Below are 20,174 nucleotides of genomic sequence, written 5' to 3'. Positions count from 1 at the left end.
GACTGCAACGGAGCTGGCTATGAAACTGCTCATCCTTTCTGACCTCCACGTGGAGTTCGCGCCCTTCGTTCCCGATCCAGTCGCGACCGCGGCTGCCGATGTGGTGGTGCTGGCCGGCGACATCCACAAGGGCAGCCAGACGGCGCGCTGGGCCCGCGAGACCTTCGCGGACAAGCCCATCGTGCTGGTCGCGGGCAACCACGAGCTCTACGACGGGCACTGGGAGCGCACACTCGACGAGCTTCGGGAGGCGGCCCTGCGCGAACAGGTGCACTTCCTGGAGAACGACGCTGTCTCCATCGGAGGCGTGCAATTCCTTGGCGCGACCCTGTGGACCGATTTCGAATACTTCGGCGCCGGCAACGTGGTGAAGTCCATGATCATGGCGAGCAAATTCATGGCGGACTACCGCACCATCGAAGGCTGCACGCCCAAGGCCACTGTGGTGCGCCACCGGGCCAGCCGGGGCTGGCTGGAAGCCGAGCTGGCCAAGCCCGGATCTCCGAGCGACCGGGTGGTGGTCAGCCACCATTACCCGCGCAAGAGATCGACCGCGCGGCAGTACCAGGAAGACTTGTGCACGGCCGCCTTCGGGTCCGAACTGCCTGCCGAACTGCTTGACCAGGCCGGGCTGTGGATCCACGGGCATACGCACTCATCGTTCCAGTACCGCGTGGGCCGGTGCCGTGTGGTCTGCAACCCGCGCGGGTATCCAGTGGGCTGGCTTGCCGGCGAGTACGAGAACCGCTATTTCAATCCTCGGCTTTTGGTGGAGCAGACCACAGAAGGTCGCTGGGTCCCCTGCGACATGTCCGATGGAGAGTCGACAAGCCTCGCTGAGGAGCAGCCATGAAGCTGCTCGTCTACTCGGACCTGCACCTGGACCTGTCGCCCTTCAGGCCGCAGCTGGACCCGGACTTCCTCAACACCGTCGACTTGGTGGTGCTCGCTGGCGACACCACCGAGGGCACGGGCGGGTTGCGCTGGGCACGCGAGACTTTCCCTGACAAGGCCATCATCTACGTGGACGGCAACCACGAGTTTTACAGCCAGCATTGGGACAAGCACATCGAGGTGATGCGCAAACTCGCCACTGACTACCAGGTCCACTACCTGGAGAACGATGCCGTCGTGATCGGCGGCGTACGGTTCCTGGGATGCACGCTCTGGACGGACTATGCGCTGCACGGCGCCGAAGAGAAGCTCACGGCGATGAACACGGCGCGCCATCGCATGAGCGACTACCCGCGGATCAAGATCACCCGGCCGGCGGAGCTGTACTGGCAGGAACGCAAGCACCGCCTGGTGCCGGCGATGGCCGGGCGCCGGCACGATGCGAGCAGACAGTGGCTGGACGAACAACTGGGTCTGGGCGACCCGGAGAACACCGTGGTGGTCACCCACCATGCACCGCATCCCCGGTCCATCCCACAGGAGTTCGAGGGCCACCCGCTGTCACCCTGCTACGCGAGCGACCTGGAAGCCCTGATGGGAAAGGCCAGCACCTGGATCCATGGGCACATCCATGACAGCGTCGACTACCAGGTACTGGGGACCCGGATCGTCACCAATCCGCGTGGGTACAAGCTTGCCGGGGGCGGCATGCAGAACCCGGAGTTCCGGGTGGACTTCTGTGTTGAGGTGGGCTGAATGGGCCCGCAGACACCTTCAATCTGGAGCTGCCAACCATGACTGCTGAGATTTTCGTATGGGCCTATCTGCCCGGGGACGTCGAGCCCACTTTGTGCGGGTGCTTCGACCATACGGCCACGGCTCCCGGAGGACCCTCGGGCAGGTTTGCGTACGACAGGTCGTATCTGGCGAACCCCAGCGCGATCGCCATGGATCCGATCGCGCTGCCGTTGCAAGCGTGGCCATTTTGGACGAACCTGAGCAATGGGGTCTTCGGGGCCTTGCTGGATGCCATGCCGGACCTCTGGGGGCGACACGTCATCGACACGGGCAATTGGAGGGAGGACTTCCCGGCAAGGTACATGCTTCACACGGCTGGAGATGCCGTCGGGAACTCTGCATTCAGCAAATCGCGCAAGGAACCACCGGTCCCCAAGCGCCCCATTGGCATCGAGGACATCGACCTTGCGCGAGCCGTTCTGCGAGACCTGGATGTGCACCCTACGGTGGTGCGACCTAGTTTGCTGCAGCGGGTTCGGGGACGCACGGCCATGGGCGGCGCCAGGCCGAAGCTCACGGTGGAGAAGGATGGGCGGCTGTGGTTGGCGAAGTTTCCTTCTCGCAATGACCATGAGCTCCTGCCCATGGCCAAGCTCGAGGCCGCGATGCTGGAGCTGGCCAGGCGCTGCGGCATCGATTCGGCACGTGCGCAAGTGGTAGCCGGCGATGTGCTGTTGGTGGAGCGCTTTGACAGGGGGCCGATCGATGGCAACGGGAAGTCCAGGCGCGATGCGTTCTTGAGCGCTCGAACGCTCTTCGAGTGCACGGGAGCCCGCTGGAGTTCCACTGGAAGCTATCCTGGATTGGCAGCGGCCCTATCGAGCTACTCGTGCCAAAGCGCACAGGACCAGGTGGAACTGTTTCGGCGCATGGTCTTCAATGCACTCATCTCCAATACGGATGATCACGACCGAAACCATGGATTGATCGCCGATGACTTGCCCGGCACCTTCCGGCTGAGCCCGGCCTACGACATGGTGCCCAGCATGCGCGGCACCCGGTCCCGGCACCAGGCAATGATCGTGGGCAAGGAGTCCTACCTGACAACCAAGTCAAACCTGCTCAGCGATTGCGAGACGTTTGGCCTGAGGCAGCGAAATGCTGAGGAAATCTATGAGCAGGTGGCGGAGCGGATTGCTGCCAACTGGCGCGAGTGCCTCGCTGCCCAAGGCGTAGCCGACAAGGGCATCGCCATGGTGGAGGGGTGTTTCTCCGGCATCCCAACCACAGCGCCTAGTCAATTGTAGAAAGCTGATCGCGTAGAGCTGGGCAATGAAGGAGCAGTGCAGATGAAGCTACCTAAGGGTCGTGGACAGCAGGTTCTCTATCTCGACTTCGACGGTGTACTGCACCACGAGGACGTGTGGCGCCACCCACGTCGAGGGCTCTACTTTGGAGCCAAGGGCGTCGGTCACACCTTCTTTGAAAACGCGCTCCTTCTTGAGCACCTTCTGACCCCCTACCCGGACGTGCTCATCGTGCTGTCAACGTCCTGGGTGCCATCACTGGGGTACAGCCGCGCTGCTTCGAAGCTTCCACCGGGCCTCAAGGCGCGCATTGTTGGGGCGACATTTCACACGCGGATGAATCGCAACCTCTTCAACTGCCTCACCCGTGCGCATCAGGTCTTGGATGACGTGGACCGCAGGCAGCCTGGCGCTTGGGTAGCTGTGGATGACGCTCTGGGATGGCCGAAGGGATGGCTGCCGCACTTCGTTGCTTCCAATCCGGTTGCTGGCATTGCCGACCCGGAGGTGACACAGGACCTTATGACCAAGCTGCAGTTGCACTTCGGAAGTTCCGCCGCTGGAGCTGCGGATGCGCCCGCCCCAAGGACGTGAATGCGATCGCAGCCGCGGGTATTGGCCTTGTTCGATCCGTTCTGCTGGACCTAGACTGGCGAAGAGGCCTGCGCAGATCTGCGAGGGGTTTGTGCTCGCGGCCTGCGGTATTGGCGCTCAAGCGGTATGCTAATGCATGGTTTGCGCTCTGCGCATTGCCAGTGGCGCTGAGCCAAATGTGGGTAAAATCTAAGTAAGACGGTTCGAGAGCGAGTGAGTAGACGGACCAGCTGCCTGTCCACCAGGTCTTGCATACCAGCAGGGGCAACAGAACCTCGCATGGATCTTCCTTCGGGTGGATCCGGAGAAGGGCCTTCGGGCCCTTTTTTCTTTTGTGGGGCTGCGGATCTGGCGCAGCTGGGATGTGCCACGCACCGATAAAGCACTCCCAATTCAGCCCAGGAACTACTTTCTAGGACGACCAAAGAGATCGCGATCTCCACGGCGGCCCAGCGTTGGCCAAGGACTTGAATGCGCGTTGTAAGGTCATCGCCGAGTCGGTTGATCGGGCCCCGCAGACGAGGAGGGCCTGTCTTCAGCTCTATCGTCGTACGCTGCTTGCCAGAGCCGCTACACGGGCACCGCTTCGACGTGCACCAAAGCCCGGCGCTTGTCGGGTAGGGTGTTCGGCGTCAACACGTCAACCGGCGTGCTAAGCACGCTTGCGCAACTTCACGCGAATCGGGCTGATGTCGAGCACCGTCGTTACGGCGTCGGGTCAACGGGGATGTCCATGTCGCTGCTGCCGGTGTCCTGGCCGCGCAGGACAGAGGCGAGCACCCGGATATTCCGGGCGCAATGCGACTCGACCACTTCCCTGATCGCGGCCCGGTTCGAGGCCAAGGCTTCAGAGGGGTTCACGTCTTTTTCTCAATCCCAATCATTCACAGCATCTCGTCGACTGATGGGCTCCTGATCGTCTGGAGCAGGACCGGAGCCATGGGCGTAAATGTCTCGATGGCCACGTGGGACGGATCGCCTTTTATCGTCTTAGTTGGACCAAGTGTCCCTTGAGGATCGGCTTTGCCTAGGACAACCAAAGCCGGGAAGGCGCAGCTCAGAACGCCTCTTGTACCTCCGACATTAATTCGCATCGACACCACGCTGCGAAACATAATTGCTTAAAACTTACCTATTTCGCAGTTTTATTGCGGCATATCGAAAAAAGGAGCACACTCCAGCATATCGGCAAAACTGCCTAACTCTGCGCGCGCTCACGTTAGCGTCACCAGCATGGCTCTTCAACGATGCTCATCGAACATTGCGATCGACATGCAAGCACCACAGAGGGAGGAGCCTATTCCGCGCGGAGGTTTGGCGAGTTCCTATTTGTTGTGCGGAATGCGCGTCAGCAAAGCTTGCGTCAGCTCGCCGAACGAGCCAACGTGGCTGCATCCATCATCAGTGAGTTTGAAAACGGGCGGCGTCTCCCACCTGACGCGCCCGTCGTAGACAGACTGGCACAGGCCCTCGAACTTCGACCAAGTGACGCCAGCCAGTTCGCGCTCCTCGCATCGCAGGAGCGCAAGACTATCGGACTCAGGGTGGCGCGATCCACACCTCGCCAAGTCGCCGACCTGCTCAGGGATATCGCGTGCTTGGGGCAGAACTTGTCGCCCGCACAAGTTCGATCTATCCGACAAACCTTGGACTTGGAGGTTGCCATGAAATAAGAATCGGCAGGACCCCTTTTCAGAAGCCCCGCCGCCCGGGTGCTCAGACCGAAGTCTTTGCGAGTCGCAGCGCTAGATTAACCGATCTGATCAATGGGTGGTGGATCTGTTCGCGCCTATGGGGCGAACAACCCTGAGACCAGATCCATGCAACTATTCACTTATTGCGGTGAGGTCTTGGCGTGTCCGCGCCAAACTCTCCACTCCACCCTCAGCTATTCGGTTGAGCTGGTCAGCCACCGCATCGAACCTTCGCCTGCCAGGTCTGTGTATCAGCTCAAGGCCAGCTTCCGGTACACGGAGGCAAGGAGATGAGGACCGAAAAGCGCTTCACTCCGACCGTCCTCGAACGCTTTCTTCGGGAAGGAAGAGGGACAGGTAGCTATGCTGAATACTTACCCTGGCACAGGGTCTCCCGGGGAGATCCATCCAGTTTGGGCCGCTCGCATCTAATCCCATGGCGGCAACGCCAACGCGAACTTCTATCCGACGGGGAATGGACTGGTCTCAACTTTGCCGGCCTTCTGTCAGATCTGGTCGATCTCGTCGAACAGTTTCCGCTCAGTCAGGACTACGCTCTGCACGAGATTTCTCGCTGGCATGTGGGTGGAGGGCTCACACACTATCCAGGGACGCTGGAAACAGCAAGGCTACTGGGTATCAAACACCCCAAGGTGAGCGAAGGCGACCTGACCCACATATGGACGAGCACCACCGACTTGTTGCTGGTTCTGCGAACTCCACGGGGAACGCTGGAACTCCTCGCCGTTTCCTGTAAACCTTCATACGCGCTCACCCCGCGAGCGAAGCAACTGCTACTACTGGAGAAGACCTATTGGGAGCAGCGCGGGGTGCCTTGGCTACTCATCACGCCGGAACAGTACGAAGCGAGCGTCGCTACGACGCTTCGCCGCAGCTCGCCCTGGGGATTTGACGAGCAAGCGTCGGCACACCAAATCAGCGCCGCGTGCGACGTGGTTCGGGAAATGCCAGGCCATCGATTCTCCCGCGTTGTGCAACAGCTTACTGATCTGTTGGGAGGAGAACCCTACCGCTACAACGCTCAGAAAGCGCTCTGGCAAGCCATCTGGCGCGGACTATTGCCAGTAGATTTGCGACGGGGCTGGAGGCCTCATCAACCTCTTGCATTGATCTCGGACCAAGAGTTCTTCTCGCTCAATCCAATCTTGGTGCGGAGGTCCGCATGGATTATTTGATGCACAACCAGTTGTACCGGCTGACCAGCAATACACACGGACTTGCCGCCGGCATATACCGCGTCATTGTGGATGACGGTGCTGTAAACGCGGTCTACTGCGCGCTCATCCAACCAACGGCGTCCCCGATTAAGGGCAGAGGTGGCAGGCCCCGCATCGAAGAATCAAAACTAAAACGCAGACGTCGATTTACGCAAGCGCCTCGGGTTGGCGCTTTATTTAAGATTGAGCGGCAGGACTTCCTCGATCTCATCGAGAGTCTTGATCTGGTTTCTGTCAGCTTCGAGCTTCCAGGCTCGTACTACGGACCTATAGAGCAGCCATCCGCACTGCTTGATTTTCAGCGGCGCTGCCGGATCATGGAACCGTTCTTCGACCATGAAAAGCTCAAGGAATGTCTTCAGATTCATGGGAACCTTGCCAGCATGAAGCGAGAGGCAGCGCTGGAGCACAACGTGAGCGAAAACTACGTTGACAAGCTTTGGTCGATTCTCTGTCGCCTCGGACTGGACCAACGTAGTCTTCGCACGAGAAGAGACAAATGCGGCGCACCAGGCAAAAAGCGGCCTCTGTCTGCCGATAGCCCCAGAAAGAAAGCGGGCAGAAAGACTTCTGCGCAGACGCTCAACAAGCGGATCTATGGCTGCTGGGGCGAGCCGGTTCAACCAGGTATGAGTGTTGTATGGCTCGCGAAAATTACCCATGCGGACAAGCTCATCGAGACACCAAAGCCTTCGATGCGAGCGCGGTACGAGCGCATCATCGAAAGTCAGTTCAGCACCCGAATGACTCTCGATGAGAACGGCAAGATCGTGGCCATCGGGCTTGAAAAGGGGCAGTACCCGAACTATCAACAAGTCAAACGGGCGCTGACCAAAGACATCAGTGACATCGAGCGAATCCGAGAGAAGACAAGTCAGGGACACTTCAAACGCTCCCTCCGAGGACTTTCGGGGTGCAGTTGGCAGGGTGCTGAAGGCCCGGGGATGATGTATGCCATCGACTCAACGATCGGCGACGTTTATCTAAGGTCATCGATTGATCCCACTTGGATCATCGGCCGGCCCATCGTCTACCTCATCGTCGATGTCTTTTCGACAGCTGTGGTGGGTTTCTACGTCTGTCTGACTGGCCCCAGTTGGGCGACGGCTGCGGTAAGCATTTTCAACACGGCCGCATCTTCCTCGTTGCTAAGCGACCTGTGGGGATATGACATGCGGCAATCGCTATTCCCTGCACCGACCCTGTCCGCCAGTCTTTTGTGCGATCGTGGAGAGTACCTGTCGAAAGACGCCAAGGCAACAGGGATGAAGTTGCGCACCACGCTGCGCTACACACCCCCGTTTCGACCGGACCTGAAGGGCGTGGTCGAAGTAATGCATCGCATCGCAAAGGACACTCAGTACGGTTTCCTGCCTGGTGCGATGGATGCGCGTCGAGCTGAATACGAACTGCGTCGCTCCAACCCGGCTGCTGCCACGATGACAGTGCGTCAATACATGCAGTTTCTCCATGAGGTCTTCTATATCTACAACCTGACGGCGGACCGCAGCCATCGACTCGATGCGCACATGGTGGCCGATGGGGTCTACCCGAGCCCAGGCGGACTATGGACTTGGGGTCATAAGATGGGCATTGGGTTTTTGCGCGCTCAGCCGCAAGCAGAGCTGATAGCCTCTTTGCTGCCACAGGACGTTGCTCGCGTAACCGCAAACGGTGTGAAGTTCCGGAAGAGCTTGTACCAATCGCCGATCGTAGATTGTGAGCAGTGGAGCACCCTCGCTCGGTCAAAAGGCGGCTGGGAACTGCCAGCATATTACTACCCGGGCTCGGTCTCCCGGATTTGGACGCCACATAGCCGAGGCGATGAACTCATCGACCTCTCTATCTCAGACCACAGCCGCGCGTCGCCAGAGCTCACCTACGATGAGGTCGCAGACGCGTTCGAATTCCAAAAGCTGAAAGCGGCCGACATTGAGCATCAAAACGTCAAGGAGAAGGTCCTGGGCCTCAAGCGCATGCAAGCCATTCGTGCAAACGCGGAGGAAGAAGTTCGAGCTGCGGCAGGCTCCTCCACAGTCCTGTTCCCAAACATTTCAGAGGCCAGGGCCATGGAGGTCGAGTTGGCAGGTCGCCTCGGTGTAGGAGAAATTCGTGGCTCCAAGGAGGTTCGCTCTGAAGCGATGGAGGCCCACGAGCAATTGATGAACCAAGTGTGGGCAAGCATGGATTTGGAGGGCGAGAATGCCTAAGGCTACGAGCACCCAAGAGTTCGACCCATATGCAGGCAATGCACTCATCTCCGGACTTGGCCCAATTCTCCCTCGGTTAGAGGTTGCGAAACGCCTGATCGAGTTGCCTCCAAAGCCACCTCGAGACATCGCTTCAATACCGCGGCACATTCGCTTGCATTTGCTGATGGCCGTGCTTCAGCTTCACCTACCTAGCCTTGAGGAGCTTCGGCTGTTCGAGACGATAGACCTCATGATTCGGCAAAACTATGACCGCCTCAGTCCTCTCTCACCGACCACTTGGGGCCACGTTAGCGGCCATTCGGCAACAACCGATCTGCCCTTGAGAGCTACACCATCTGCTGCCGCAGTCGTGGGAATCTCCGGGACGGGAAAGAGCGAAGCAATAAGCCGCTGCCTGAGCCTCTATCCGAACCAAGTCATTCGACATGATTCATTCTTCCGCATGGTCAACGGCTTAACGCAGCCTCTGTTCATCTCTCTCAACGCCCCCTATAGCGGGAAGACAGAAGATCTCGCAATAGGCCTCATGTTGGCCTATAAGCAAGCGACAGGCAGTTCCCGATTTGATAAGTCGCTGGATGATGTCAGAAAAAACGGCCCAAGGCTTCTACAAGAATGGCTGCAGGTCGCTTCCAGTCACTTTTTAGGATTGCTTCATATTGACGAGATCCAAAATCTGTTCAAGCTTGCTACAGCCGCAAACAGGAAGCAGCGCAAACTAGGCGATAGAGTGCCAGAGCTGCGAATCGTTGAAGACCAGACGCTTAAGTGGATTCTTACGTTCCTCAACACCTCTCGCATCCCACTACTGATCTCTGGAACGCCGGACGGCATGAGCGCCATCCAAACGCGTATTAGCAACACCCAGCGGATCACTAGCTTTGGACATCATGTATTCCAGCACTTCGATGGCAACAACGAATCGACGTTCAAGAAAGAATGGCTTCCGTTGTTGATCCAGTACCAGTACGTCGCGAGCCCCCTGGCGGCATCCGATGAATTGGTTGAACTCATTCTCACCAAAACGGGTGGAGTGCAACGACTGATCATCGCACTTTGGATCGCTGCGCACCGCGTTGCGTTTGAGAGGAAGGATGATGACTTGCGTCTCAAAGATTTCGAGACTGCAGCAAATGCGAATTTAGCATTAGTAGCCAGTGCAGTAGATGCACTGCGGAGCAACGATCCCAGGCGGTTGGAACGCTACGAAGACCTGTATCCGCGAGACCCAGGCCTGTGGGCTCAGATTTTTGGGCCGACGTTGGGCCCGTGAACTCGCTCGGCTGACGCGGTGTATCTCCGCGATGCGGCGTACTACACCCCAGAGGCAAACTATGGCGGTCAGAAAGCTCTGGCCATCCGGACATTGAAGTGATCGGAAGGGTCAATTGGCTCATGACTCCCGCTGACGGCTGCGGTTGCGAGTGCGTTGATTGCTTCGTCGGTATTCTCAAAGAGCACGGCAATCACCAGCAGGTGCCAAACGACACTTGCTGAGGGGTTGAAAGGACAGCCGCTCGACGGCGTCTTTCCTCTTAGAACAGCCGAAAGCCATTGCGCGGGAAAAGCGTTCTGGACTCGATCGTCAACAGGGTGCTTGCTCCTCACGCGCTGTGTTTTCACAAGCCCCAGCTTTTCGGCGCGGCCTTTGATAATCGGCCCAACGCTTCGCGAATCAAGCGGTGCCGTTCGGTCGTACATTGCGTTTGCGAGTTCGAGGTAGCGCTGTACAAATAAATTGCCCCGTGCCTCTGAAACGAATTTCGCATCATGCATTTGGCTTCTACCCAAAAGCTCCTTCGGAAACGCGCCGAAGCTGTCCTTGGACTTTGCAAAGTGCAGAGGAATTGCATGCTTTGGGCACCATATCTGCCCGGGCATCTGATGATCGCGACGCCAGTAGCTTATCCCGTGGAAGTTAACATCCTCTTTGACACATTCTTCACAGAAAAATACCTGGAAGTCACCGTGATGTGGGGTTCGACCAAACAGCAAGGTTCTCATCTGGAGACTGCCGTGGGGAATGTGCGGGTAGTTCCGCGTGATTGCCCGTCTGAATGGAATGGAGGTGTGATTCCGGGCGAACTGTTCGGACGTCTGGCCGGCCATTTGGCTGAGCAACTCATGCTTGGTAGCACCCTTGCCCGAACCAACATGCACTGCGATTGCTCGCCACAGTAGGTGGTCATATCTGTAGCCGTTGGTGTGCCGAATCCGACCAAGGTAGCCTAGATCCATTTCTTCCGGAAAAGGAGCGGGCTGCAAAAGCATGTCCATGAGTTAACTCCAGACAGTTGAGATCACATAGGTTTGAGAACGGCCAATGATCGAATCACTGCGGCAAGCGCCTTAGCGTGCGATGCGGATCCATCCCACGTGACCTGAAGTGCCTCAATCAGCTCACCATTGCTTCGCACCAGATTCGCACTAACACCCCCTTCAAAGCGCTCCACGAACAAGCAGACTTCCTCAAACAGGCGAGATGCCCGAATGCCGTCTCCTTTGAGGATCCGGCTGACTTGGGACTGGCTTGCCCCCACATGCGCTGCGATATCAGCCTGGGCAATTCCGCGAGCCACACAGATGCGGCGCACGTTCGCTACCCGCGCGCGAATCTCAAATTCAATCATGCATAAAGCATAACTCAATACATATATGCATATCAAGCTCGAGCTTTCGCGAGATCGGCTTGTCTCAGCAAAAAGCGGTCTTGCGCGCGGAGGTGTGCGGTCAACGCAGCTTGAGAAGCTGCGGGAGTGCTGGGCAGATTTATTTAGTCAAGTGAGGAGGTCGCTTGCTCCCTGCGGCCGCGCAGCGATAGAACGCTGGATCGCCAGCCTCGTTAGAGGCAGCTTGTCCAGATGCCCTCGCTTGGCGTGCAGTTGGGGAACCAATGGATAGAGCTCATTGACGTGCCTCAGGTGTTCACCACGCTCTTGCAGCAGTTGCAAGCAAGCCCTTTCCACAGCAGCGCTCAACTTCTCATCCCGCGCTTGCCAATCGATGGCTGCTGGATGCGAAGGACGATGAGATGGATTCGGAGAAGGCTTGTTCTCGATCAGCCATGAGCGATCATTGCGATATAGCCAAGCGTATGCGGCAGGCTCGATAGTCCGCATCCATTTGAGCCCCATGGCGCTCGATGTGTTTAGCAATTTGGCCCAGACTTTTCGCGCTTGGACGCGAGCCCTTTCGTGTCTTGCCCCAGACCAAGCTCGTTGGAGACCTACTTCTGTCCACAGCAATCGGGATATGGTTTCTATGGATACGCCAACCTCTGTGGCAACTGCCGATTTATCAGCGCCACGACGCAGCCTCTTGATCGCTAGCTTGCGCAAGTCTGAGTTGAATATCTTGGGTCGCCGTCGTACGGCTACTCCCGACTTCGCCGCCCAAACCAGCGCGGTTTGCGGATCGATTCCAACGCTCAATGCTGCAGCCCTCAGCGAAAAATTTTTGTCGCGTACCAGGACATTGAACTCTTTCCTGCGAGCACAGTCGACGTCGCCTTTTCGCGACTGAGTCAGATCATCTATCAGAGCAGCTCGCTTTTCCACCGGCGTGGACTGCACGAATCGATCCCATGCTCCAAACAGCCAGTGGATCATCACGAGATGTCGGAAGGGATGCGTTTTGGCTCTAGGAGAACTGAAAAATCGGCCTAGCTGTGCTGAGGCTTGATGGAGGGTCACGGGAAAGCCCGCAAACTCTTCGTGGGCCTGAAACAATTGAACGTGATTCAGGAACGACGTAGAAATCTCTTTGAGACGCATATGGCCGCCCGCAGACAACCATCCACGGTTCATGAATTCCGCCCGATAGTGTTCATTGAACCGATCTACGTCCAGTCTTGATCGAGCGCCCTCTGAAACTGCTGTCTCAACCAGCGTCGCAAAGCTGGCCAAGAACTCAAGTTGAGGCGTGGCCGAATGAATTGCACCGGCGAAGCTCTCACGAAGCTCATCAGCTCTGGGCAGCGCCCAATGAAACCTACCTACGCTGGTTGACCTGGATTGCCGGAGAAGCATTGCGTGCTTGGTGCAGACCCAGACACCGGGATACTGATGCTTGATGCGCCAGTAGGCCCAGCCAGTGCTACTCAGGTCCTCTTGCATGCAGCCGAAACAAGCCTTCAGCGGATGGTTGGCAAGGAATCGGCTTGTTGCGATTCCGAGCCGGATTCGAAGGCTCAGGATGTGCCCATGCGAAAGGCAATCGACGGCATAGCTCACGTCTTCTGGAGGTAAAAACGGTCGGTAGAATTTCAGCAGGGTTAGATTGAGTGCAACGTCCCGGGCATCTCCATAGACCGCCCCAGTGCGCTCCACAAAAATTTGAAGACGATTGGGAAAGTCGTGCAGAGACCCACATCGCGAATGAGAGAAGAACTGCTTGCTGGTAGTCGATGCGAGTGAGTTTCCCCAAAGAAAATGATGGCGACTCACCAAGCTGAATAGTGACTCGTCTGGCAACCGCGTCAGCAGTGGCGCTGCCGGAAACAGGTCGAGACGCTCGTTCATGGATGAACTCCTTTGAAGTCTCCGTACCAGGCCTTCCAGCAGTTCATGCAGGCCATTGCGCAGCGCCAGGGCGCTACCATTCACTGAATCTCAATCGAACCGTTTCAACAAGCAGTGTTGCGCTTCGGATTTGAGACCGCCACTAACATAGGCCCCGCGACCGCACCTGTCCGTTCAAGCCGGCGGCATCGAGCGCTGCTTGCTCGTGGATCCGTCCTTGAGTAGCTCCAACGCGCAGGGCTCGCTGGGATATGTTGTTCGCACCTCCCCATTGACCATTACGGTCACCGGCATACCCACGCGAAGGGCCTCTCTCACGGCTGCATGCGTGGCGCCCTGCGCGAGGCTTGCCCACTCAGTGGCGTCCATGCCGAGAATGATGGGTCCGTGTTCAGACATGGTTCGAGACTAGGCGCGTTCCCTTGAGGGGTCAAGCGGAAGGCCACTTTGGGCCGTCGACCGATTGGCTGGGCTGCCTGCCAATCCCTGGCTGCGATGCAGTCGCCCTCCTTGATCCTGGCGGCCACACGCGGATTGCATTGTTGCATCAGCGCGCTCCATGCCTTCCTTGAATTTATGGACCCCATCGATAGTCAGGTTGATCGATAGCAAGGCTTTCGAGCGTCGTCGCCCACAAATGCGCGTGGATCCAGCTAGGCCCCGTTTTTGACTAGACTGAACGGTCGAGGAACATTCTGGTGGCCAGCAGGCCCACCGGAGTCCAGTGCAGGGCCGGCGACATGGCCTGGACCAGCAAGTCGCGCCTTTCGGCCGAGCCTAGCGTGGGATAGCGCTGCTCGAAGATTTCCAGGTCCGTGTCCAGCCCCGCCGCAGCGGGCTCGGACCGCCCACCCTGGGCAGCCTTGAGCCGCTCGGCCACGCGAAAGCTCATCTGCCGCTTCCCGGTGCCAGGCGTGGCACCGGTCTCGAAGGGTGCCCCATCGGCACTGGCCGGGCCGCGGATCCAGTCGTGGATCACCTGCAGTTCGTAGGGCGAGAAAACGCCGAACATCTCGGCGCGCTCGCCCTGCAGCAGGTGCCAGAAGCGGCTGTCGGTCACCGGTTGGTTGCGCTTGATCCAGCCCGCTTGCTCCAGTGCGGCCAGAAACTGCGGCAAATCTTCGGCGCTGGAGAGCCAGTCGTTCACGCTGCGGCCCGCCACCTTGCAGAAGTCGGAGTGCGCACCATGGCCCGATGGCGCCTTGCGCGCGAGGATGGCGACCACCTCGCTGTCGATATCGAAACCGTTGATCACGTCCAGTGTGCTGACGCCCACGTTGCCCAGCTTGGCGCCGGCACGCACCCGGCGCCAGTAGTCGCCGCCATCGTCGATGCGCGGTGCGGCTTCCAGCGCCGCCACGCAGGCGCGCTTGGCATGTCCGGTGTCGGCATTGTCGACCGTGACGTGCAGGGTGAAATAGTAGGGGTCGATGCCCAGTTCGTTGAGCTCGTAGGCGGTGATGAGCAGGTGCAGGGGCAACTGCTCATATCCCAGGTTGAAGCCCACGATCTCGGGCAGAAACTCCTGCGCATTCCAGCCCAGTGCCACCTGCACCAGACCTTGCTGGTACAGAGCGTCGGGCAGGTCGTCGACCGGGTCGAGCCCATAGTTGGCCAGCAAGGCGCGGTAGAGCTTCACATGGTTCTTGTCGGCCAGGCCATCGCCCAGTTCTTCCACATAGGTGGTGACCAGGTCGGACAGGCGGGAGTTGTCGGCATGTGCGCACAGACCGTACAGCCAGGAGCCATCGACCAGCTTGGTGGGCGCGACATTGCGCAGAAAGTACAGGGCATGCGCGCGATTCGAGAAATAGCGGCGCGGCGAACCGGCCCTGCGCTCGTCCAGATAGGCCTGGTACTGGCCGTGCACCTTCTGGATGTTGGCCTCCATCCAGGCCGTCAGGTCGGCGGGGTTGTCGGGAAGGTCGTCCTCCTGCGCAGCCACGTCCTGCAGGGTGCGGCGCAGGACATCGGCTGCGGCCTCACGCTCCTGCAGCGATGGAATGTGGTTGGCCAGACGGTCGTACAGCTGCGCATGGAGCGCAGCCGGGGCGGATGCCATGGGAGCAAAAGGGGCGATGGTCGGTTCGGAACGAAGGCGTTCCTGAAGATGGAGGTACATGGCGTGTTATGGGTAGGTATGCCCTCAAGGGTGGGCCATCGCCGCCTGCGCCACCATCGGGCCAGCGCTCCGATCCGCGTGAGCGGCCTCCTACGGTATACCTCTGGCGCCTACAAGTAGCCCCACCGCCGCAGATTGCCAAGGGCCTCGTCCGACACCCGTACACCGATGTCTTCGCGGTAGCGCAGGTTGGGCACGTAGACCTTTCGCGCCAACGCAAGCGCGCTGGCGCGTGCCGCCTGCACGGTGGGCGCGCAGCCGGTGGCCACGCCCACATAGCCGCTAGTGCCGCTGGTGATGAGCGCGCCCTGGCGCAGTTCCACCTCGGCAAAGGCGATGGCCGCGCGCTCTGCGATCGACAGGCCCTCGTCCAGGATCAAGGGAATGCCCTTGGAGATTTCCTCGTATCCCTGGGTGTAGGGGAACGGCGGCACCGTCAACACGATGCCCACGGCAAAATCCGGCACTGTGTCGAAATGGGTGGCCGAGCGGTGGAGCATCTTCTGGAAGATGGCTTCCCACGGCTCCCGGTGCAGGCGCTCGCAGATGGCGTAGCCGGGGTAGCCGAAGCGGCTGGTGAACTCCAACGGCCAGAGGCCGTCTGCATTGGCCATCAGGTTCACGTTGATGTAGCCGCAGTAGCCGCCATCGCGCAACACGCCCGCCAGGGGCTTGAGCGCCTGGTCACGCAGCCTGCCGCTGCCGGCATAGCTGACCACGGTGCCCATCTCGCCTGTCAGCTCGCCCAACTCACCCGGAAAGAATCGCTTGTGCTCGAAGTCGATGCACGCAGTTTCCAGGAAATCCGTGCCGTTGAAATACCCGCCGACACCGATCTCGATGCCGTCGATGTACTCCATGAGCACGAAGTCCGGGCGCGGTAAAGGTGCCTCGTGCGCGCTGTAGAAATGGAGCAGCGCGGCCAGGTCGCTGCTGTCGCCCTTCTGGGCGATGTAGTTGCGCGTGCGCGGGCTGTTGGCGCCGTTGAACTTGAGCACGTAGCGCTGCCGCCGCGAGGCGAGGAAGTCCGAGGCCTCACGGTAGCTGGTGAACGAGTGGCTGGCCGCGGTGCACAGGCCCGCCTCGCGCAGCACGGCCTGGCCATACTCGCGCTCGGCCTCCAGCCGGTCGCCCAGGGCGCTGCCGCCGATAACCTGAAAGCCGTCCCTGCGCAGCGCATCCTGCTGAGCGCCTTGGTCCGCCGTCTCGAAGAGGATCAGGCCCTCGGGCCCAGCCTCCCTGATCCAGCCCAGCTCCTTTTGCCAATCATGGGTGCGCGTGAGCATGCCGGCAAACACACCGTGGCTGGCCGGGTCGCGCACGAACACCCGCACCTCGTGGCCGCGCGCCTGCATGCCGCCGTACATGGCAGCCAGGTCGTTGCAGTCACCGATGCCCAGAATCCTCACGCCGGTGGCCTTTGCACCACGAGCCCGATGGCGGCGATGCGGTCCACCCCTGCGTACTCGGGCCGGTCGAGTTCTTCGCCAAAGACGTCGGGGTCAATCTCGCGGCGCGTGAACGCGCAGCCCGTGCGTGCTGCAATGCCGGCGGCCCATACGGAAAACGGGTCTACCCCCTGCACCACGGCACTGCCGGTGTAGAGGATCAGGCGGCCGCCAGGCCTGAGGTGGGCGATGGATTGCTCCAGGATGCGCTGCGACAGCCCTTCGCCGTAGTCGCCGCCGCCATGCCGGTACGTGCGCCGCTCTGCGTCGACCAGGTACGGCGGGTTGGTGACGATCAAATCGAAGTCGCCCGTGATGCCTTGGAACAGGTCAGATTGGACGAAGGTGCAGAACTCCACCTGTGCAAGGCGTGCGTTGGCTTTGGCCAGGGCCAAGGCCTTAGGGTTGATGTCGGCAAGCACCACTTCATGGACACGGCCCCCTGCAGAGCGCGTCGCAACAATGCCGCCCGGCCCGCCACCGCAGCCCATGTCCAGGATGCGACCGTGCGCTCCCAACGGTTGGGTAGCCAACTCTTGAGCAATCAGTGCCGCAAAACGGTAGGTGTCAGGGCCAAAGAAAACGGCGTCCTCCTCCGACGTGGGGAACCGCGAATGGACGTAAAGCTCATCTCCCAAGCTACTGACGCGCACCGTGCTTTGGTACACGCCCGTATCCTGCAATTGAGTGAGTCCTTCCCTGGCAAGCTGGTCACGCAATGGCAATGGCAGCAACGCGCCATCGAACGGCAAATTCCAGCCGAAAATGTCGCGCAAATCCCGCCCCGCTTTTTCCACGCGATTGCGCAATACGCGATGGTGGGTCAACGGCGTGGGAGTAGTGAATTCGTAATGCCTTGACTTCAGGAAATTGCCCAGGTCTACCAACCGGGCAACGCAGTGATCATTCATGATGCTGATCGTTATTTAGGGCTGGTCGACGTCGCCGGTGCGGTGCAATTGTTCAGCATCCTTTGAATAAGTGGACCTCCAGCCGGTGCCCGAGGCATTGGGCTAAGTCGCCTTCAGGCCCAACTTTGATCGGTTGTACCTCAGACGGCGCCTCCTCCCCAGCAATCATTGTCTCTGCTGGCTCAATCAGTCCGACGGAAGCCGATGCGCCGTAGGCGACCATGGACAAGCCGGCACCGATGATGGTCGCCGCGCGGAAAGTGGAATGCGGGGACAGGAACATGAAGCACCTCCATACAGAATCCATCATGGAACTGGGGCTTGCGCAGATGTGTAGGAGAAACGGCAAATCTGATGCCCGCTGCGTAGGAGGCTTACCACCCGCTTTCAACGCTGACACTGACAGCCACACCAAAAGCATGGCCGGAAGATTGAAAAGCTCCTGAACACAAGAAGAGAGTTCAAATGCCCCTGCAGCAAGAAAGCAATGACATTCGCCGGCGGAAGGACGCTCACTCCCGGACTGCCGGGGCGCCATGGCCCGCACTAGGTGCGGGCCTTCTGGAATGCGCCGCCGCAGTCCAAGATGCGCCCTCCTGCGTGGCGCGCACTTTTGACGAGCGCATTGCCTTGCATTTGCGCTTGCTTTCCGCGACCTGCTGCAGGTAGAGGCCCGTGCAGACACAATGGCCCCATAAGCTCTGGATCGTTCGCCACGGTCAGAGCGCAGGCAACGTAGCGCGGGATGCGGCCGAGTCGGCCGGGCTTGAAATGATCGACTTGGCCTGGCGCGACATAGACGTACCACTATCCGACCTTGGCGAGCAGCAATCCATCGCATTAGGCCAGTGGTTTGGCCGGCAGCCTGGCGATTTCCAGCCTGAAGTAGTGCTGTGTTCTCCATACGTGCGTGCCGTGCAGACCGCGCGTCTGTTGGTGAAGCACAGCGGTTTGCAGGACTGTAGCCTTCGCCTTGACGAGCGGTTGCGCGAGAAGGAATTCGGCGTCTTGGACCGGCTGACCAGGTACGGGATTAAGCAGAAGCATCCTGCACTCGACGAGCAACGCACACACGTGGGCAAGTTCTACTTTCGCCCGCCTGGCGGCGAAAGCTGGTGCGACGTGATCCTGCGCCTGCGCAGCCTGCAGGAAATGGTCACACGCGAATACGCTGGGCAACGCGTGCTGGTAGTGGCGCACCAGGTCATCGTCAACTGCATGCGCTACCTGATTGAGCAAATGGACGAGCGCCAGATCCTCGACATTGATCGCCAAGGCGATGTTCCGAACTGCGCCGTCACCATCTACAGGCTGCAAAGCCCGGATGACCCGGCGCAGGCAGCAGGGATGAAGTTGATCCAAGCCAACTTCCTTGCGCCGCTGCAGGAGGCTGCCACGCCAGTCACGGTTGCGGCTGACATTCCTACAGGACCCAAACCGTGAGCGACGACAAGGTCTCTCGAAGTACAAACCGCCCACGCCCGCTGACAGCGTCGCACCTAGCGCGCTGGCCGCTTCCCGCGACTGCCTCCGAAGCGGACAAGGAGCTGCGAGGGCACGTACTTGTCGTCGGCGGCAGTGCAGAAATACCGGGGGCGGCGCTCCTCGCAGCCACCGCAGCACTCAGGGCGGGTGCCGGGAAACTGACGATGGCGGTGCCCCGATGCGTGGCCCAGGGCTTGGCGCTTGCCATGCCGGAAGCGAGGGTCATTGGCCTGGGCGAGGTAAGGAGTGGGGCGATCTCGCCCAGCGAAGCCGGACGCCTCGCCAGTCTGGGCGACGAAGTCAGCGCAGTGGTGATCGGTCCCGGCATGGTCGGCGAGGCACAAACAGTGCAGTTCGTGCGCGAGCTGTTACCGCACTTTCAAAACAGCGTGATCGTCTTGGACGCGTATGCGATGTCAGCTGCACAGGGAATGCGCTTCGCACAGCCGATTGCGATGACGCCTCACTGCGGCGAAATGGCGCATCTCACTGGCGACTCAAAGGAACAGGTTGTCGCCAACCCGCTTGAATTTGCGCGATCCGCTGCTAATCTTTGGGGAGCATGCATCGCGCTCAAAGGGGCAGACACATATTTGGCTGAGCCACGCGGCGCTGCATACCGATACAAAGGAGGCACGCCAGGCTTGGCAATTTCTGGGTCAGGTGACACTCTCGCTGGCATCATCGCAGGCCTTGCGGCCCGTGGTACTCCTACTCTGCAAGCATGCGCATGGGGCGTAGTGCTTCACGCACTGGCTGGCCGGACGCTCGCGCGCCGTCAAGGCCCGCTGGGATTCTTGGCGCGAGAGCTCGCAGATCAAATACCGCGACTGCTGGCCGCACACAGTTGTCCGCGTCCGCACAGTGCTAACGGTGGAACGCGAGCTGCGAGGTCCTATGGCTCTAGGCGCGACGTGTGAAAGATGCACCTCCTAGCTACGAAAGGGAGGGGCTGTGTCTTACCACTGCGCTGCCGCCCTTCACAAAAAATGGCGGGTCCTGGCGACCAT

At 59.6% G+C, this 20,174-nt stretch carries 17 protein-coding genes; 10 read left to right on the top strand and 7 right to left on the bottom strand.

What is annotated here, in order from left to right:
- The first annotated feature begins 19 nt into the window (after window positions 1-19).
- From AC0IZS_RS16290 to AC0IZS_RS16275, 4 genes are read left to right on the top strand one after another with little or no spacing between them, the layout of a single operon-like run.
- On the top strand, window positions 20-853 hold the full coding sequence (locus AC0IZS_RS16290; RefSeq protein ID WP_471636550.1) for a metallophosphoesterase: 834 nt from the start codon (window positions 20-22) through the stop codon (window positions 851-853).
- Window positions 850-1,650: a metallophosphoesterase gene (locus AC0IZS_RS16285; protein ID WP_471636549.1), complete on the top strand. Its 801-nt coding sequence runs from the start codon at window positions 850-852 to the stop codon at window positions 1,648-1,650. The genes AC0IZS_RS16290 and AC0IZS_RS16285 overlap by 4 nt, the downstream gene beginning before the upstream one ends.
- Before the next feature lie 38 nt (window positions 1,651-1,688).
- Complete coding sequence (locus AC0IZS_RS16280; RefSeq protein ID WP_471636548.1) at window positions 1,689-2,939, top strand: type II toxin-antitoxin system HipA family toxin; 1,251 nt, start codon at window positions 1,689-1,691, stop codon at window positions 2,937-2,939.
- A gap of 42 nt (window positions 2,940-2,981) precedes the next feature.
- Window positions 2,982-3,533: an HAD domain-containing protein gene (locus AC0IZS_RS16275; RefSeq protein ID WP_471636547.1), complete on the top strand. Its 552-nt coding sequence runs from the start codon at window positions 2,982-2,984 to the stop codon at window positions 3,531-3,533.
- 705 nt (window positions 3,534-4,238) lie between these two features.
- On the opposite strand, the gene AC0IZS_RS16270 is transcribed toward AC0IZS_RS16275, so the two are convergent.
- Window positions 4,239-4,394, bottom strand: coding sequence for a hypothetical protein (locus tag AC0IZS_RS16270; RefSeq protein ID WP_471636546.1), 156 nt, complete (start codon window positions 4,392-4,394; stop codon window positions 4,239-4,241).
- A 386-nt stretch (window positions 4,395-4,780) separates the two neighbouring features.
- Here AC0IZS_RS16270 and AC0IZS_RS16265 point away from each other — a divergent pair, with 386 nt between their 5' ends.
- The 4 genes from AC0IZS_RS16265 to AC0IZS_RS16250 all read left to right on the top strand — a co-directional run bounded on the left by AC0IZS_RS16265 (window position 4,781) and on the right by AC0IZS_RS16250 (window position 9,951).
- Window positions 4,781-5,206 (top strand): helix-turn-helix domain-containing protein, encoded by a 426-nt coding sequence (locus AC0IZS_RS16265; RefSeq protein WP_471636545.1) that lies wholly within the window; start codon window positions 4,781-4,783, stop codon window positions 5,204-5,206.
- A gap of 311 nt (window positions 5,207-5,517) precedes the next feature.
- The gene (locus tag AC0IZS_RS16260; RefSeq protein WP_471636544.1) at window positions 5,518-6,423 is read left to right on the top strand and encodes a TnsA endonuclease N-terminal domain-containing protein; all 906 of its coding nucleotides are present in this window, start codon (window positions 5,518-5,520) and stop codon (window positions 6,421-6,423) included.
- Entirely contained in the window at window positions 6,411-8,675 is a 2,265-nt protein-coding gene (locus AC0IZS_RS16255; RefSeq protein WP_471636543.1) for a transposase, read from the top strand. The genes AC0IZS_RS16260 and AC0IZS_RS16255 overlap by 13 nt, the downstream gene beginning before the upstream one ends.
- 166 nt (window positions 8,676-8,841) lie before the next feature.
- Complete coding sequence (locus tag AC0IZS_RS16250; RefSeq protein ID WP_471636542.1) at window positions 8,842-9,951, top strand: AAA family ATPase; 1,110 nt, start codon at window positions 8,842-8,844, stop codon at window positions 9,949-9,951.
- A 68-nt stretch (window positions 9,952-10,019) separates the two neighbouring features.
- On the opposite strand, the gene AC0IZS_RS16245 is transcribed toward AC0IZS_RS16250, so the two are convergent.
- From AC0IZS_RS16245 to AC0IZS_RS16220, 6 genes are all read right to left on the bottom strand, one after another.
- A complete protein-coding gene (locus AC0IZS_RS16245) occupies window positions 10,020-10,955 on the bottom strand; it encodes a TniQ family protein (RefSeq protein WP_471636541.1) in 936 nt (311 codons plus the stop codon).
- 23 nt (window positions 10,956-10,978) lie between these two features.
- On the bottom strand, window positions 10,979-11,308 hold the full coding sequence (locus tag AC0IZS_RS16240) for a hypothetical protein (protein ID WP_471636540.1): 330 nt from the start codon (window positions 11,306-11,308) through the stop codon (window positions 10,979-10,981).
- A 147-nt stretch (window positions 11,309-11,455) separates the two neighbouring features.
- Window positions 11,456-13,198 (bottom strand): TnsD family Tn7-like transposition protein, encoded by a 1,743-nt coding sequence (locus tag AC0IZS_RS16235; protein ID WP_471636539.1) that lies wholly within the window; start codon window positions 13,196-13,198, stop codon window positions 11,456-11,458.
- Window positions 13,199-13,868: 670 nt separating this feature from the next.
- Window positions 13,869-15,260, bottom strand: coding sequence for an iron-containing redox enzyme family protein (locus AC0IZS_RS16230; RefSeq protein WP_471636538.1), 1,392 nt, complete (start codon window positions 15,258-15,260; stop codon window positions 13,869-13,871).
- Window positions 15,261-15,430: 170 nt separating this feature from the next.
- Window positions 15,431-16,729, bottom strand: a complete 1,299-nt coding sequence (locus tag AC0IZS_RS16225) for a phosphoribosylamine--glycine ligase (RefSeq protein WP_471636537.1) — start codon at window positions 16,727-16,729, stop codon at window positions 15,431-15,433.
- Complete coding sequence (locus tag AC0IZS_RS16220; protein WP_471636536.1) at window positions 16,726-17,679, bottom strand: methyltransferase; 954 nt, start codon at window positions 17,677-17,679, stop codon at window positions 16,726-16,728. The genes AC0IZS_RS16225 and AC0IZS_RS16220 overlap by 4 nt, the downstream gene beginning before the upstream one ends.
- A 675-nt stretch (window positions 17,680-18,354) precedes the next feature.
- Here AC0IZS_RS16220 and AC0IZS_RS16215 point away from each other — a divergent pair.
- Both AC0IZS_RS16215 and AC0IZS_RS16210 read left to right on the top strand, forming a co-directional pair.
- Window positions 18,355-19,122, top strand: a complete 768-nt coding sequence (locus tag AC0IZS_RS16215) for a histidine phosphatase family protein (protein ID WP_471636535.1) — start codon at window positions 18,355-18,357, stop codon at window positions 19,120-19,122.
- Window positions 19,119-20,084: an NAD(P)H-hydrate dehydratase gene (locus AC0IZS_RS16210; RefSeq protein ID WP_471636534.1), complete on the top strand. Its 966-nt coding sequence runs from the start codon at window positions 19,119-19,121 to the stop codon at window positions 20,082-20,084. The genes AC0IZS_RS16215 and AC0IZS_RS16210 overlap by 4 nt, the downstream gene beginning before the upstream one ends.
- Window positions 20,085-20,174: the final 90 nt, after the last annotated feature.

The sequence above is a fragment of the Acidovorax sp. AC410 genome (assembly GCF_979253235.1).
Note: the sequence above shows the minus strand (reverse complement) of the source record. Positions and strands in the feature narration are given on the sequence as shown.

What these genes read in the sequence shown, in the direction of transcription:
- AC0IZS_RS16245 (WP_471636541.1), bottom strand. Translation starts at nt 10,955, where the DNA reads ATGGACATGCTTTTGCAGCCCGCTCCTTTTCCGGAAGAAATGGATCTA.
- AC0IZS_RS16290 (WP_471636550.1), top strand. Translation starts at nt 20, where the DNA reads ATGAAACTGCTCATCCTTTCTGACCTCCACGTGGAGTTCGCGCCCTTC.
- AC0IZS_RS16255 (WP_471636543.1), top strand. Translation starts at nt 6,411, where the DNA reads ATGGATTATTTGATGCACAACCAGTTGTACCGGCTGACCAGCAATACA.
- AC0IZS_RS16265 (WP_471636545.1), top strand. Translation starts at nt 4,781, where the DNA reads ATGCTCATCGAACATTGCGATCGACATGCAAGCACCACAGAGGGAGGA.
- AC0IZS_RS16235 (WP_471636539.1), bottom strand. Translation starts at nt 13,198, where the DNA reads ATGAACGAGCGTCTCGACCTGTTTCCGGCAGCGCCACTGCTGACGCGG.
- AC0IZS_RS16230 (WP_471636538.1), bottom strand. Translation starts at nt 15,260, where the DNA reads ATGGCATCCGCCCCGGCTGCGCTCCATGCGCAGCTGTACGACCGTCTG.
- AC0IZS_RS16220 (WP_471636536.1), bottom strand. Translation starts at nt 17,679, where the DNA reads ATGAATGATCACTGCGTTGCCCGGTTGGTAGACCTGGGCAATTTCCTG.
- AC0IZS_RS16240 (WP_471636540.1), bottom strand. Translation starts at nt 11,308, where the DNA reads ATGATTGAATTTGAGATTCGCGCGCGGGTAGCGAACGTGCGCCGCATC.
- AC0IZS_RS16250 (WP_471636542.1), top strand. Translation starts at nt 8,842, where the DNA reads ATGGCCGTGCTTCAGCTTCACCTACCTAGCCTTGAGGAGCTTCGGCTG.
- AC0IZS_RS16260 (WP_471636544.1), top strand. Translation starts at nt 5,518, where the DNA reads ATGAGGACCGAAAAGCGCTTCACTCCGACCGTCCTCGAACGCTTTCTT.
- AC0IZS_RS16285 (WP_471636549.1), top strand. Translation starts at nt 850, where the DNA reads ATGAAGCTGCTCGTCTACTCGGACCTGCACCTGGACCTGTCGCCCTTC.
- AC0IZS_RS16275 (WP_471636547.1), top strand. Translation starts at nt 2,982, where the DNA reads ATGAAGCTACCTAAGGGTCGTGGACAGCAGGTTCTCTATCTCGACTTC.
- AC0IZS_RS16280 (WP_471636548.1), top strand. Translation starts at nt 1,689, where the DNA reads ATGACTGCTGAGATTTTCGTATGGGCCTATCTGCCCGGGGACGTCGAG.